Annotated in this window: 12 protein-coding genes; 8 read left to right on the plus strand and 4 right to left on the minus strand. The window is 63.0% G+C overall.

Going from position 1 to position 12,796, the window contains the following annotated elements; all coding sequences use genetic code 11:
* Positions 1 to 272 precede the first annotated feature (272 nt).
* Genes LVJ94_29765 through LVJ94_29775 form a run of 3 tightly spaced genes read left to right on the plus strand, consistent with a single transcriptional unit; the run spans position 273 to position 3,802 of the window.
* A complete protein-coding gene (locus LVJ94_29765; protein WXB01095.1) occupies positions 273 to 1,253 on the plus strand; it encodes a DUF2974 domain-containing protein in 981 nt (326 codons plus the stop codon).
* Positions 1,247 to 2,044 carry an ankyrin repeat domain-containing protein gene (locus LVJ94_29770; protein ID WXB01096.1) on the plus strand — a complete coding sequence of 266 codons (798 nt, stop codon included), beginning with the start codon at positions 1,247 to 1,249 and terminating at the stop codon, positions 2,042 to 2,044. Before LVJ94_29765 ends, LVJ94_29770 begins: the two co-directional genes overlap by 7 nt.
* An 18-nt stretch (positions 2,045 to 2,062) precedes the next feature.
* The gene (locus tag LVJ94_29775; GenBank protein WXB01097.1) at positions 2,063 to 3,802 is read left to right on the plus strand and encodes a hypothetical protein; all 1,740 of its coding nucleotides are present in this window, start codon (positions 2,063 to 2,065) and stop codon (positions 3,800 to 3,802) included.
* On the opposite strand, the gene LVJ94_29780 is transcribed toward LVJ94_29775, so the two are convergent.
* Positions 3,799 to 4,206 (minus strand): hypothetical protein, encoded by a 408-nt coding sequence (locus tag LVJ94_29780; GenBank protein ID WXB01098.1) that lies wholly within the window; start codon positions 4,204 to 4,206, stop codon positions 3,799 to 3,801. The genes LVJ94_29775 and LVJ94_29780 overlap by 4 nt on opposite strands.
* A 165-nt stretch (positions 4,207 to 4,371) precedes the next feature.
* Between LVJ94_29780 and LVJ94_29785 the strand changes: the two genes are divergently transcribed.
* Genes LVJ94_29785 through LVJ94_29795 form a run of 3 tightly spaced genes read left to right on the plus strand, consistent with a single transcriptional unit; the run spans position 4,372 to position 5,665 of the window.
* Positions 4,372 to 4,722 carry a metalloregulator ArsR/SmtB family transcription factor gene (locus LVJ94_29785; protein ID WXB01099.1) on the plus strand — a complete coding sequence of 117 codons (351 nt, stop codon included), beginning with the start codon at positions 4,372 to 4,374 and terminating at the stop codon, positions 4,720 to 4,722.
* Complete coding sequence (locus LVJ94_29790) at positions 4,719 to 4,994, plus strand: hypothetical protein (GenBank protein WXB01100.1); 276 nt, start codon at positions 4,719 to 4,721, stop codon at positions 4,992 to 4,994. The genes LVJ94_29785 and LVJ94_29790 overlap by 4 nt, the downstream gene beginning before the upstream one ends.
* A gap of 38 nt (positions 4,995 to 5,032) precedes the next feature.
* Positions 5,033 to 5,665, plus strand: a complete 633-nt coding sequence (locus tag LVJ94_29795; GenBank protein ID WXB10761.1) for an ATP-dependent Clp protease proteolytic subunit — start codon at positions 5,033 to 5,035, stop codon at positions 5,663 to 5,665.
* Between the two features lie 136 nt (positions 5,666 to 5,801).
* Here LVJ94_29795 and LVJ94_29800 read toward each other — a convergent pair whose 3' ends face one another.
* Positions 5,802 to 6,872 (minus strand): nitronate monooxygenase, encoded by a 1,071-nt coding sequence (locus tag LVJ94_29800; GenBank protein ID WXB01101.1) that lies wholly within the window; start codon positions 6,870 to 6,872, stop codon positions 5,802 to 5,804.
* A gap of 72 nt (positions 6,873 to 6,944) precedes the next feature.
* Here LVJ94_29800 and LVJ94_29805 point away from each other — a divergent pair, with 72 nt between their 5' ends.
* The gene (locus tag LVJ94_29805; GenBank protein ID WXB01102.1) at positions 6,945 to 7,811 is read left to right on the plus strand and encodes a LysR substrate-binding domain-containing protein; all 867 of its coding nucleotides are present in this window, start codon (positions 6,945 to 6,947) and stop codon (positions 7,809 to 7,811) included.
* 38 nt (positions 7,812 to 7,849) lie between these two features.
* Entirely contained in the window at positions 7,850 to 8,572 is a 723-nt protein-coding gene (locus tag LVJ94_29810) for a hypothetical protein (GenBank protein WXB01103.1), read from the plus strand.
* A 32-nt stretch (positions 8,573 to 8,604) separates the two neighbouring features.
* Here LVJ94_29810 and LVJ94_29815 read toward each other — a convergent pair whose 3' ends face one another.
* Both LVJ94_29815 and LVJ94_29820 read right to left on the minus strand, forming a co-directional pair.
* The gene (locus tag LVJ94_29815; GenBank protein ID WXB01104.1) at positions 8,605 to 11,742 is read right to left on the minus strand and encodes a DPP IV N-terminal domain-containing protein; all 3,138 of its coding nucleotides are present in this window, start codon (positions 11,740 to 11,742) and stop codon (positions 8,605 to 8,607) included.
* A gap of 212 nt (positions 11,743 to 11,954) precedes the next feature.
* Positions 11,955 to 12,449 (minus strand): transposase, encoded by a 495-nt coding sequence (locus LVJ94_29820; protein ID WXB01105.1) that lies wholly within the window; start codon positions 12,447 to 12,449, stop codon positions 11,955 to 11,957.
* Between the last annotated feature and the right edge of the window lie 347 nt (positions 12,450 to 12,796).

Consider the following 12,796-nt stretch of genomic DNA (forward strand, 5'->3'; position numbering starts at 1 on the left):
CCCTAACCCTATGAACACCCTGCGAGCCAGCTGGTGGATCTGCGACCCCTCGTGGTCGCGTCGGTTGCCATCATTTTCTCGCGAAAACAACCTCGAAACGCTTCGGATTCGCGACCGTTCGCGATGCAAACGACGGGCCGGCCTGCGTGCGAATCTTGCTTTGGCTGCCATCCACGCGAATGGCACCGCGAACCATCCAAACAGGACCGAGGCGACAGAGCCTCCTTAGCGACACACGGGGTGTAAGCCTCGTCGAATACGCACTTCTCCTCGTGGCCATCTGTGTGTTGGCCGCGGGTGGCTGGAAGCTTCTTGGCAAGAGCGTCAAGTCGCAGGTCGAGTGTGCGGCCAACATGGAGGGCTGCGGAAGCGGCAGTGGGGGCGGTGCAAACGGCTCCGGAGGCTCGGGTGGGAACTCGGAGTCCTCGGCGGCAACAGGACCTGCGGGCGGGCCGCCGCAGGCCCTCGCGTTCACGGCCGCGGACACACCGGGCGGTGGATCGTTCGGCGAGCAAGTGAGTGGTCAAGCTCCGAAGCCCATCGACGGCACCTTCGCCGACATCGCGGCGGACGTGTCGCGAGGCACGCCCGGCACCGGGTCCATCGACGGCTTCACCCGGTTGACCGACGAGCAATTGCAGGCAGCAGGGATCGACCCCTCCTCGCTGCGCGATCCCTCCAGCGGCTTTCAAGCGGGCATCTACCGCGACGCCAACGGCAACACCGTGCTCGCCTACTCGGGCAGCAACGACTTGAAGGACTGGAAGACGAACTTCACGCAGGGGCTCGGATTCAACGACGCGCAGTACAACCAAGCCATCTCACTCGCCAAAGATGCGAAGGCGGCCTTCGGTGACGATCTGGTCATCACGGGCCATTCGCTCGGCGGAGGTTTGGCGGCCACCGGTGCGATTGCCACGGGGTCGCCCGCGGTCACCTTCAATGCCTCGGGCGTCAACGACAAGACGATTCAACGGCTCGATCTCGATCCGGACGCCGTCCGCCAGCAAGCCGAAAACGGACAGATCCGTCGCTACGCCGTCGACGGGGAAATTCTGACGAACCTGCAGGAAAAGAACATCGCTACCAGGGGCGTGATGCCGGATGCCCTCGGTCACAAGATCACCCTGCCAGATCCCAAGCCGCTCTCGGGCATCCAGAAGTGGATTCCGGGCGCCCGCACCAAGCATGGTATAGATTTACACTTGATTGGACCGGTCCAAGACTCCATCCGCAAGTACCCGCCATGGTGATTCGTATCTCGCAGTTCCATTTGGTTTGGCCGTCGGTGTTGCTGTCCCTTGCCGTGCTGTCGTGCAGCGCGTGTGGGAAAGGCGCCGAGGGTAAGAAGGAAACCGCATCGGTGGAGAACTCGGTCGACGCGACGCAGGTGTTCACCGATCCGCAGGCCGCGCAAGTGGCCGAGGCTGCCGCCAAGGGGGACACCGCGCGGATCGAGCAGCTGATCAAGGCGGGCGCGAATCCGAATGCCGTCGGCGACAAGGGAACGAGCTTGCTCGAGTGGGCCATGCTCACCAAGAACAAGGCTTCGTTCGAAACGCTGCTGAACGCGGGCGCGGATCCCACGCACACCGACGAGCAGGGCGACACGGTGATGCACTACGCGGCCAAGGCGAACGATGCGGCGTACCTCGACGTTCTGATCGCGCACCGCGTGGATGTGAACGTGCCCAACCCGGTGAGTGGAGCGACGCCGCTGATGGGCGCCTTGATGGCGGAACGCGAAGTCCAGTTCCACAAATTGCTTCAGGCCGGTGCCAACCCCAACGTGACCGACCGGGCGGGCAACTCGCCCCTGCACGTGGCGGCGAAGATCAACGAGAACCAACGCGTGTTGGACTTGCTCAAGGCGGGGGCCGATCCGCTGGCAAAAAACCGGCAAAACCTGACGTTCCAGCGTTACCTCACCATGACACCTTCGAACATCTTGTCGGCCGATGCGAAGCGTCAACGCGAAGAGGTCGTGACCTGGCTGCGTGAACACCACGTGGCGGTGGAAGACGCGCCGACGAAAAAGAATTAAAGTCCCGGCCCAACCGCCATGGGCCACCAATTTTCGAGAGCGCAGTCGCCTGCCGGCGCTGCTTTTGGATATGCCGTCGTCGCCGTCGTTCTGAGTGCGTGTTCGTCATCGTCCAGCGACGATGCTCCGAGCCGGGTGCAGAACGAGCAGCTCGAGGAGGACGCGTTCACCCGCCCGATCACCGGCACGGTCACGCGCTACGACTACGCCGTGGATCTCGCGACGGGCAACGTGCGCGATCGACTCACGGTGCGGGCGGATCCGCCGGGCGGCAGCTGCTTTTCGGCATCGTGCGACGTGCCCGCCACCGACGTCACATGGCAAGGGGCGCCGGCGCAGAGCAGTTCGCAGTCGGACGGCACCTTGCGGGTGTGCGGGCGATCGCGCGCGCTTCCGTGGCAGACCTTGCACGTGGCCTCGAGCAGCGTGGTCCCCGAGGAAAGGTTCCTCGGGCTCGACGTCGGCTTCTCGCGGAAGAAAGATCTCGCGGGCGGGACGTTCACCTACCTTTTGAGCTGGGTCGGTGGGTGCAGCCACTTCGGGCCCTGCGATGCGGATCCTTCGCGGCTCGCGTCGTTTCATTTCGACGTCGAGCATGCGCCGGGCGACGTGGTGCTTTGCCCCGGCAAGATCGTGCAGGGGGAACAGCGCACGCGCTGCGAGCTTTCGCCGTGGAGCACCGGTTCGCTGGCCCCGACGTATTCGTCGGTCGCGGTGGCGTCGGATCCGTTGTGGAAGCGCACGCCGTTCTTGAAGGCGGCGGGCGTCGACTTCGTGTTCTACGAGGTGCCCAATCTGCCCGGGGGCAACATCGCGCCGGTACTCGACAAGGGCAGCGTGACCGAGTTTTTCGAGTGGATCACCGACCTGCTCGGGCCTTTTCCGTACGGCGACGAGCTTCGCGTTGCGGCGGCACCGACGGTGTGGAGCGGGTTCGAGCACCCGGCGAACATCATTCTGTCGGAGAAGCTCCCCACGCGGACGGGCCCCTTCGCCAACACGGTGATGCACGTGTTGATGCACGAGATCGCGCACCAATGGGCGGGCGATCGCGCGACCTTGGCCGCCGTGGGCGACTTCGTCTGGAAGGAGTCGACGGCGGAGTACCTGGCGTACGTCTTCGAAGACGAGCACCGAGACGCCGCCGAAGGGCCTGCAACGCGCGCGTATTGGGACCGCATTTCGCTGAACGCGAAGTTCCATCCGCGCCCGCTGGAGAATCCGACGCCGCCCGTGCAAACGTTCTACGGCGACGTGTACGGCCCCGGCCCCATGGTCCTTTACCTGCAGCTCGAATCGCTGATCGGCCGGGAGGCCGTGGTGCGCGGGATTCAATCGTTCCTCGCGCGCCCCGCCGCGCGTTCGGTGGAGGATCTGCGCCGCGCCCTCGAGCGCTCTGCGCACGTGGACCTGGCAAAGTACTTCGACGCCTGGGTCTTCGGCAGCGGAAAGCCCGAGTGGCCCACCTTCACGGCGACCACCTCGCAATCGGGGCGTGACGTGACCGTCACGGTGACACAGCAGGCGGCCAAGGTTCACCCCTGCGTGGTGGAGGTGGAAGTCGCCTCGGCCACCGGCAAGGTCCTGGTGCCCGTGACCTTCGGCCTCGACGCCTCCTCGAACACCGCCACGGCCCACGCCACCCTGGAGGGCGACATCACCGGCACGGTCATCGACCCGAACCACCGCGTGATCGACGCCAAGCCGGCGCCCGCCGCCTTCTCGGCCGGGCCGGACGAAGAGGTTCTGATCTTCTAAATCGCCCGGGTCGAACGGGGCATGGAGAGTTCGCGACGGAGATCGTCGAGCGTACGCCGAAGCTGGCTGCGCTCCGAGCTGCTCGCCCCGATGTAGTCGAGGGCGGGCTCGATATCGGTGGCGGAAAAGAGGCGCAGCTGGGAGTTGAACCAGCTGGCCGCGACCCCGGCGACGCGGGCCTCTTTGGTACAGGCCAGAACGGCTTTGCGCGGCGGGTATTCGCCTTCGGCCGCGCGAAGGCGCATGCGCTGGGACGCGCTCGGGGACGCCGAGGCAAAGACCAGCACGCGCTTCGCCCGCGCCTCGGGGAACTCGTAGAGCTGCAGGTAGCGATCCCATTCCGCATCGCTGGGTGTTCGAATCGTCACCACCACGATGAATCGGTCGAGTTCACGGATTGCCATCGACCGACTGCAGATCTCCCCCATCGTCACTCCTGGATTGACGTCCGTTGAAAGCCACCATTGTCGTCCGAATAACAACGGATGAAAATCCGTATTTTCCGAATTGTATTGTGTAGCGATGTCTTACAATCAAATGTGCCTTGACGGACATATGCCTCGCGAGACATGTTTAGGTCCATGCTGTCGACCTTCGAGATCATTGCCGAGCCGAGTCGCCGGCTCATTTTGGACCTTCTTCGTGCGGACGACCGGGCCGTGGGCGAGCTGGTGTCCGAGGTTGGACTGGCCCAGCCGGCCGTGTCGAAGCACCTGCGCATCCTGAGGGAGGCGGGGCTGGTCACCGCAGCGGTGGACGCGCAGCGGCGGCTGTACCGGCTGCGCGCCGAGCCGCTTCGGGAGCTCGACGATTGGGTGGCACCGTACCGGCCACACTGGGAGAAGCACCTGGACGCGCTCGAACGCCACCTCGCATCGATGCCGGACGACGCGCTTCCGATGCGAAAGGGGCGCCGATGAAACGCTTCGAACGACGCCTCCCCCACAAGCCGGAAAAAGTGTGGCGCGCCCTCACGGAGCCGCGCGAGCTCGCGCAGTGGTTTCCGGAAGGTGCGCGAAAGATCACCGAGTGGGACCCGCCGCGCGTTCTCGCCCTCACGTTGGGCGACGAGAATCTTCGCTGGGAGCTCTCCCCCACCCCCGAGGGTTGCCTGCTGGTGCTCACCACGGAAGTCGTCTCGCAGGAGGCGCCCGCGAACGACAACGTCACATCCTTCAAATGCGCGGCATGAGGCAAACGATGAAACGTCCCGAAACGCGGGCGCAAGCCATGAATGTTCTGGAGCGGGCCCACGCCAGTGGCGTGATGGTGCCCACGGTGGTGGAAACGACGCACAAGGGCGAGCGTCACTGGAGTATTTTCGATCGGCTTTTGAAGGACCGCATCGTCTTTCTCGGCAACGAGATCGACGACATGGTGGCCAACGTCGTCATCGCGCAGTTTCTCTTCCTGGAGAGCGAAGATCCCGACAAGGAGATCATGCTCTACATCAATTCGCCCGGGGGCGTTGTCTACAGCGGGCTGGCCATCCACGATACGATGCAGCATGTCCGCGCGCCCGTCTCCACGATGTGCGTCGGCATGGCCGCATCCGCCGCGGCGATGCTCCTTTCCGCGGGCCACAAAGGCCACCGGTCGGCACTGCCCAATTCGCGCATTCTGATCCATCAGCCGCACGGCGGGGCCCGCGGCCAAGCCTCGGACATCGAGATTCAGGCACGCGAGGTGCGACACCTGAAAGATGCGACCACGCGCATCTTCGCCAAGGCCACGGGCAAATCGCCGGAGCAGCTGAATCTCGACATGGACCGCGACAATTACATGAGCGCGGCCACCGCCAAAGAGTACGGCCTGATCGACGTCATCCTCGAGCCGCGCGAGAAGAAGCCGCTCGCGGCGTGAAGGATCCTGCGGTCGAACGACAATTCCCATTCATGGATGGGTCTCGAGAGAAACTGTGCCGCCACGGCGGCTGGAAGGACGACTTGCCCCGGCCATGCCTCGTCGGGCCCGACTTGCCAGAGCGGGCGCCGTAACGTCACCCTTCGGCGCGCTGCCACTCCTCGACGAATCGCTCGACCAGCACCGCCGCGGGTAATTCGCGACTGAGTGGAGCTCCCTGGCCTGCCCACTGCACCGCGAAATCGTGGCGGCCGAGTTTCGCGGCGGCCGCATGGAGACGCTTGGCGGCGTCGTAGGCCACGGGATACGCGGGCGGAGCAGGGGCGCCCGCCGCGTCGCCGTAGGTGAAGAGCCGATTGACCATGCCACGCGCGGGTCGGCCCGATAGCGCGGACGTCAGCCGCGTGACGGCGGCGCCGTCGCCCCGCAGGTTTGCGCGGTAGTTCTCGTTCGCAGCGGACTCCGGGCACGAGATGAAGGCGGTCCCGAGCTGCGCCGCCGCGGCGCCGAGATCCAGCGCGGCCTTGACTCCCTGGCCATCCATGATGCCGCCGGCGGCGATGATTGGGAGCTTGGTCCGTCGTGCCAAGAGTCGGACGAGCACCCAGGTGGGCAGGCGCTCATCGACGGCCTCCGGGTCGAAGGTGCCACGGTGGCCACCGGCCTCGATGCCTTGTGCCACGATGGCGTCGATGCCCGCGTCCTCGATCTGCGTGGCCTCGTGCAGATCGGTGGCGGTCGCCAACGTGTAGATGCCCGCCTTCCGCAGGGAGTCGATCTTGGCGGCGGGTAGCACACCGAAGTGAAAGCTCACCACCGCCGGACGCTGTTCGAGCAGCAACTCGAACATCTCGTCGTCCTCGACGAACGATGTGTAGATCTCGTCGAGCGAGGCAGGCGCCTCCGCGCCGAACTCGTGGAAGAGCGGCGCGAGATGCCGCAGCCAAGCAGCTTCGGCGGCGGCGTCTCGGCGGGCCGGCTCATGGCAGAAGACATTCACGTTGAAAGGCTGGCTCGTGAGGGCGCGGGTTTCCTCGATGGCCTTGCGGGCTTGGGGGACGGTGCTCGCGCCCACGCCGAGAGAACCCAGGCCGCCAGCATTCGAGACGGCGGCGGCCAGCTGCGGAGTGGACACTCCAGCCATGGGCGCCTGGATGATCGGGTAGCGGATACCGAGCCGTGCCGCGAGATGGCTGAACGATCGCATGGCGTCTCCTGTTCTGGACGGATTCTCTATTAGAGAACGAAAATATAGTATCGTTTCTAAATAGAGAACAGGATGGATTCCGAGTCGCTCAGGATTTTTCGCGTCGTCGCGACGGAGTTGAGCATCACGCAGGCTGCGGCTCGGCTCGGGCGGGTCCCTTCCAACGTGACCACGCGCATTCAGCAGCTGGAAGCGGACGTGGGCGCAGAGCTGTTCGTGCGCACGGGTAAGCGCATGAGCCTGTCGACCGCCGGAGAACGCTTCCTTGGCTACGCGCAGCGATTGCTCGCGCTGGAGGAGGAGGCCCGGCACGTCGTAACCGGTGGCGACGACGGCGGGGTGCTGCGCATGGGTTCGATGGAAAGCACGGCCGCCAGCCGCCTGCCGATGCTTCTGGCCGCGTACCATGCCCACCATCCGACGACGCGCCTAGAGGTGAAAACCGGCCCTTCGCGCTCGCTGCTGCAGCAGGTGCATGGCGGGCAGTTGGACTGTGCGTTCCTCGCATTGCCCCGTGCCTTCGATGCCGCAGCTTTGGAAGACATGGGGCTATCCGCCAAGGCCATTTGGCGGGAGGAGCTGCTCCTCTTGTTGCCAGCAAGCGAATCGGCCGCGCGCAGCACGACGGACGTACGCACCCGTTCCCTGGCCGCGTTCGCCCAGGGCTGCACCTACCGTTCCATCGCAGAGGAGCGACTCGGCATCGCCGACAGCGCGGAATGGAGAATCCAGGAGATGGGCTCCTACCACGCCATGATCGCCTGCGTGGCCGCTGGTGCCTGCGTCACCGTGCTGCCGCGAAGCGTCCTCGATCTGGCCAAAGTGCCGTCCGAACTCAAGACCTTGGCCGCCGGGCATGCCCATACCAGCCTAGTGTGGCGGACCGACTACGACGTACCCGCATTCCGAAACCTCTTGAAATATCTGAGGAAGAAATGACTCGATGGCGGTTGGCCTGCTAAACGGGAGGCATCCCCATGCACATTCACTTCGTCATCCATGAATCCTTCGAGGGGCCCGGCGCATTCGAAACTTGGATACGCAACCGGGATTACACGGCAAGCTATTCGAGAGTCCATACTCACGAACCATTACCGCAGTCCGTGGAGGGCATTGACCTTCTGGTGGTGCTCGGTGGACCGCAATCTGCCTCCACGACCAAAGAGGAATGCCCACATTTCGACGCCGGGGCCGAACGCGCGCTGATCGTGAAATGCATCTCGGCCAAGAAAGCCGTCCTCGGCGTGTGCCTCGGTTCCCAGCTCCTCGGCGAGGCGCTCGGCGCCAAGCACGAACGTAGCCCCCAGAAGGAGATCGGCACATTTCCAATCACCCTTACCGCCGAGGGCAAGGCGAGCGACAAGTTCGCCCACTTCCCCCACTCCCTCGACGTGGGCCACTGGCACGACGACATGCCCGGACTGACGAAGGACGCCAAGGTCCTCGCCTACAGCGAGGCATGCCCCCGGCAGATCATCGAATATGGCAACTTGGTCTACGGATTCCAATGCCACATGGAGTTCACCAAAGACGTGATCGAGCTCCTCATCGCGCATTCCGAGGACGAGCTGGCCGAGTCGTCTGGCTTTCGCTTCGTGCAGCGACCCGACGAGCTTCGAGCGGGTCACTATGGGACCATGAACGAGACGCTCTTCGTCTTTCTGGATAAGCTAGTCACTGCGTATCAATCGCAGAAATAGAGGATTCCCCAGAGGGGTTCGCGGTAGGTCGATTAGGAGTGATCGCGCAGAAACGTTGCGATACGTGTCCACATGTGGGTTCTCGTCCCGAGTTCGCTCGTTATGAACGTATTGCCCACCACTGGGACGAATTCCAGGGATCTGCCGGCCTTGCTCATTGCATTCGCGAGCTTCAAGGAACTCGTAAAATGAGTGTCGCTGTCATCCGTCCCGTGCATGAGCAAGAACGGGCGGGCAGCCGCTCCCACGGAGGGCGCACGTGCGAGCCAAGTGAAGAGAGATGCGTTCTCGTAAGCAGCATTCGGCGGGAGGCCAAGGTATCGCTCCACGAAGGTCCCGTCATGGTCCGCCCAGTCCACGAGGGGCCGAACAGCTACGGCCACTTTGAATAGGTCAGGACGGCGAAGAATGGCCAGCACCGAGAGGTAGCCGCCAATGGAGGAACCGTAGATGCCAACGCGGGACTCGTCGATCTCTGGGTAGGCTCGCGTAACCGATTCGATCGCGGCGACGTGTCCCTCGAGTAGAACGTCGGCGAGGCGGTCACGGACTCTGCGCTCCCACCTGCGCCCGCGCCACATCGACCCGTGGACATCGACAACCACGACGATCGCGTCCACGGAGTCGGCGATCCATTGCGTGCGCAAGTAGAATGCGGAGTCCATCGTCACACTGTTGTAACCGGGCTGTCCCCAGGCATAATCGAGCAACGGATACCGTCGTCTTGGATCGAACGAGCGAGGGCGAACGATAGCCGCGTGAAATGCTTCGTCTCCGACGGTGATGTATTGAATCTCTGGTTTGAACGGCATTTTGGCCAAAGAAGGAATGACCATACTAAATGTGCCATCGACGGTGCGAGCACTGAACCGTCGCTCGCCCTGCCCCGCCGCCTCCAAGAAGGCACAAGCGCGTGCGCCGGGGCCAAAGAACGCGTGCATCACGCCGTCCGCGCGGCGCGAAAAAACGTAAGGCGGGCTTTCATCCTTGAGTGGCACTGCCCATACCTCGGCTCGGGTCGGGTCGCTGCACGCGCTAATGTAGGCGACGCGTCTTTCGGCGTCGACAGCAAGGAGACTTCGATAGCCCATATTGGCCGAGGCAATGGTCGATAAAAGCTCGCCGCCTGGACCGCGCAATTCGAGCTCCCATGCACCACGACGCTCGGTAGACCAAAGGAACGCTCGGCCATCAGGCAGCCAGCGTGGGACGGAGCTATCCACATTGAGCCAGGCTTCGTCGTGCTCGGCTAGCAACGTATGGCTGGTTCCCGTCGCAGGGTCGACCGTCAGGAGAGCCCCGCTACGTTGGAGGCGATCGAGAACGAAAATCGTCAGTGGCGCATTTTCGGTCCATTTGACCGTCGCCAGATAGGGATATTGACCGACGTCCCAACGCACCCTGCGAGGTGGTCCCGGTTCACGTCCAATGGGAACAGGGACTATCGCCAAGCCAACGAGTGCGTTGGGTGTACCCGCACGTGCATACCTTTGTCGGGTGGGAGGTTTGTCCGGCTGTGTGGGATCTACAATCGTCAATTGTTGTACCGGGGAAAGGTCTGCCTCCTCGTACAAGATTTCTTGGCCGTCCGGTGACCACCAAAAACCGCGCCAACGACGAAAATTGCCCGCCGCAGATTCGGCAGTGCCCTTGAGGCAAACTTCCGTACCTCCTTGCGTTATGCGGATCTCTGGGCCCCCGTCCAAAGCCATCATGTAGATATCGTGATTGCGCACATACGCAACACGAGTACCATCCGGAGATAGCTGGGCGTCCCAAACGACAGCGTCCGCTGTGCGCAGCTCTCGTGTTTCGCCAGAGGCCCGTAGGAGGAGATAAAGACGCCCCGCAAATGTCACAACGACCTTGCTTCCGTCATCCGTCGATCGAAAGGACGTAAATCCTGTCGCCAAGATCCCTCGACGTTGTCGTCGCGCAAGCTCGTCCGCAGAGATATCCTCGGGTCCGGGCCACAGTCTGGCTGGGCTTAGTAACTCACGCGTTTCTCCCGTCAGGAGGTCTGCTTCCCAGAGGGAGAGGGACGTATCCGGAGGGCGAGCTCGTAAAAAGAGGACAACGCGCCCGTCTTGGGTAGGAAAGAATTTCATCGGCTCACCGATCTGCACGATCCGGCCCTGATCCCCGACCTGCGCATGCAACACGCTGAGCAACAATGGCACGGGATCGTTCGTCAATTCTTCCTTCGTGCGGTGCCCCGGGTGATTCGCTACGGGGGTGACCGTCGTCCGCTCGCGCGAGGAGCGCTCATTCAGGCGGCCGACTTGTCCATCGCGCACGGGTTTGCATGTATCGATATGCTGCTGCGGGTCTCGCGACGCAAAACCTGCGGCGAGAGCCGCTCGTGCTTGCACAGCGATCTCCGAGAAGGGGGCGCCAAAGACGCGTTCGAAGGTATCCTTCAGGGCTATGTACATTTCAGTAGCGGACGACCATCGATCCGTTGGGTCGAAGGAAAGTGCCTTGTCGACGAAATGCACGATCGATGGCGAGAGGTCTGGGACAGCAACGTTCAACGAACGAGCCTGCCGCGTGGCTGCTGCCACGAGCTGCGCACCCGCGTTGTCACAAACGTGAACGAACTCACCCGAAAGCAGCGTAAACATCGTAGCCCCCACGGCCCAGCAGTCGCTATGGGGCGCTATGGCCTCACGCCGTCCAAGAGCTTGTTCAGGCGGCATGAACACCGGAGTACCCATGACCGGCCCCGTAAGCGTCACACTCCCTGCACCGTCGCTGCGCCGCGCGATGCCAAAGTCGAGCACTCGCAGATATCCTGTGTCGATGACAAATAGATTATCGGGCTTGATATCGCGGTGCACAATGCCCTTTGCGTGCGCGCACGCCAGCGCCTCGAGTAGGTCCGAGGTGAACAGGCCGACCTCCAACAGCGGGAGGCGCTTGTTCATCCGCTCCCAACGCGCGCGCAGCGTTTCGCCCTCGAGGAGCGGCATGATCAAGAATGCACAGCCGTCTTCATCGATGTCGTCGTCGATGATTGGCACCACCCCCTGATGTTGGACCTCGTTGGCGATGTAGGCCTCCCGGCTAAAGAGCATTCGCACGGATGGTTCATCGACATAGCGTTCGAGCAGATACTTGACCGCGACGCGGTGGCCATTGCGATGGGTCGCTTCGTACACGGCGGCCATTCCACCGACTCCGATGAGGCGTGTTATGCGATACTTTTGCTGAATAACGGTCCCAAGGCGCGCCAACGCGCGTTCAGTCGCTGTAGAGCCAAGGGGTGGGGCTGGCATTGTGTTTCCGAAATCAGAAATGGTGCCGGTGATCGTGCTCGGCGTCTATGGCAACAGGCAGCTGTCCAAACGACGACACGCCAACGCGGGAAACTCTTCCTACCTCATGCGGAGAACCCCCGAGGCCGGGGACCTTCGTCCACGCCGAGTAAGCGGTGGCGACGCCAGCCTTCTCGAGCGAGCCACGTTCGCGCGGGTTGGACGGGTGGTGCGAGACCGGAGAATCCACCGAGATCGCGCAGCGCGTATTCGAAAAGGACGTCTTTGCGCCATCCATCGAACCATGCGGCCGATGAACAGCGGTCGAGCCAAGCGGGAGACGCTCCGTGCTTTCGGTGATTCATGAGCACGTAAAGCAGTGCATGGCGAACCTCTCGCGGTCGCGTAAGCGCGTGAGCGTGATAACGCTCCCTCCAGACGGGTCCGCGACGCGCAAGGCCGCGATTGATGGCTCGCGCCAACCGAATCGAGAGTCCGCGCATTCCTCGTGAAAGGTTCGCCTTGTCGCGAGCTTCCACGATGAAATGAATATGGTCGTGCTGGACCGAGAAATGTACGATCTGGAATTCCGCCTGGGACGCCTTTTCAATACTTCCCATGAGCAAAGCGGACACACGGGGCGTTCGCAAGCCGCACACGCCTTCTCTGGTTCGCAATGTGACATGAACGGGATGAGCGGCCTTGTGAAGGGGGCGTGCGCGATGGGGGACCCCGGTGTTCGGATTGCGCTTTCTACCCGCTCCCCTCCGCCGCCCGCCCCATGAAGGGCGGGCCGACAGCTCGAGCTGCAATGGCTTCATTGCGCGCTTCATCTTGAATAAGGCTATAATTTTTGGACTATAAATCAAGCTGTTTTCGCCAATTGGCAACTACACTTCATCGCCCCTTGGACGAGCGCCGGGGTTACCGCACGCATGCGGAACATGCGATCACGATTGCATGGGCG

Source organism: Sorangiineae bacterium MSr11367 (assembly GCA_037157805.1).
Taxonomy (GTDB): domain Bacteria; phylum Myxococcota_A; class Polyangia; order Polyangiales; family Polyangiaceae; genus Pendulispora; species Pendulispora rubella.

Bases quoted from the DNA above. Each gene is read 5' to 3' on its own strand.
- LVJ94_29770 (WXB01096.1), top strand. From the start codon at position 1,247: ATGGTGATTCGTATCTCGCAGTTCCATTTGGTTTGGCCGTCGGTGTTG.
- LVJ94_29805 (WXB01102.1), top strand. From the start codon at position 6,945: ATGGATTCCGAGTCGCTCAGGATTTTTCGCGTCGTCGCGACGGAGTTG.
- LVJ94_29815 (WXB01104.1), bottom strand. From the start codon at position 11,742: ATGGCCGCCGTGTACGAAGCGACCCATCGCAATGGCCACCGCGTCGCG.
- LVJ94_29800 (WXB01101.1), bottom strand. From the start codon at position 6,872: ATGCGATCGTTCAGCCATCTCGCGGCACGGCTCGGTATCCGCTACCCG.
- LVJ94_29780 (WXB01098.1), bottom strand. From the start codon at position 4,206: ATGGCAATCCGTGAACTCGACCGATTCATCGTGGTGGTGACGATTCGA.
- LVJ94_29790 (WXB01100.1), top strand. From the start codon at position 4,719: ATGAAACGCTTCGAACGACGCCTCCCCCACAAGCCGGAAAAAGTGTGG.
- LVJ94_29820 (WXB01105.1), bottom strand. From the start codon at position 12,449: ATGGGAAGTATTGAAAAGGCGTCCCAGGCGGAATTCCAGATCGTACAT.
- LVJ94_29785 (WXB01099.1), top strand. From the start codon at position 4,372: ATGTTTAGGTCCATGCTGTCGACCTTCGAGATCATTGCCGAGCCGAGT.
- LVJ94_29775 (WXB01097.1), top strand. From the start codon at position 2,063: ATGGGCCACCAATTTTCGAGAGCGCAGTCGCCTGCCGGCGCTGCTTTT.
- LVJ94_29810 (WXB01103.1), top strand. From the start codon at position 7,850: ATGCACATTCACTTCGTCATCCATGAATCCTTCGAGGGGCCCGGCGCA.
- LVJ94_29795 (WXB10761.1), top strand. From the start codon at position 5,033: ATGAATGTTCTGGAGCGGGCCCACGCCAGTGGCGTGATGGTGCCCACG.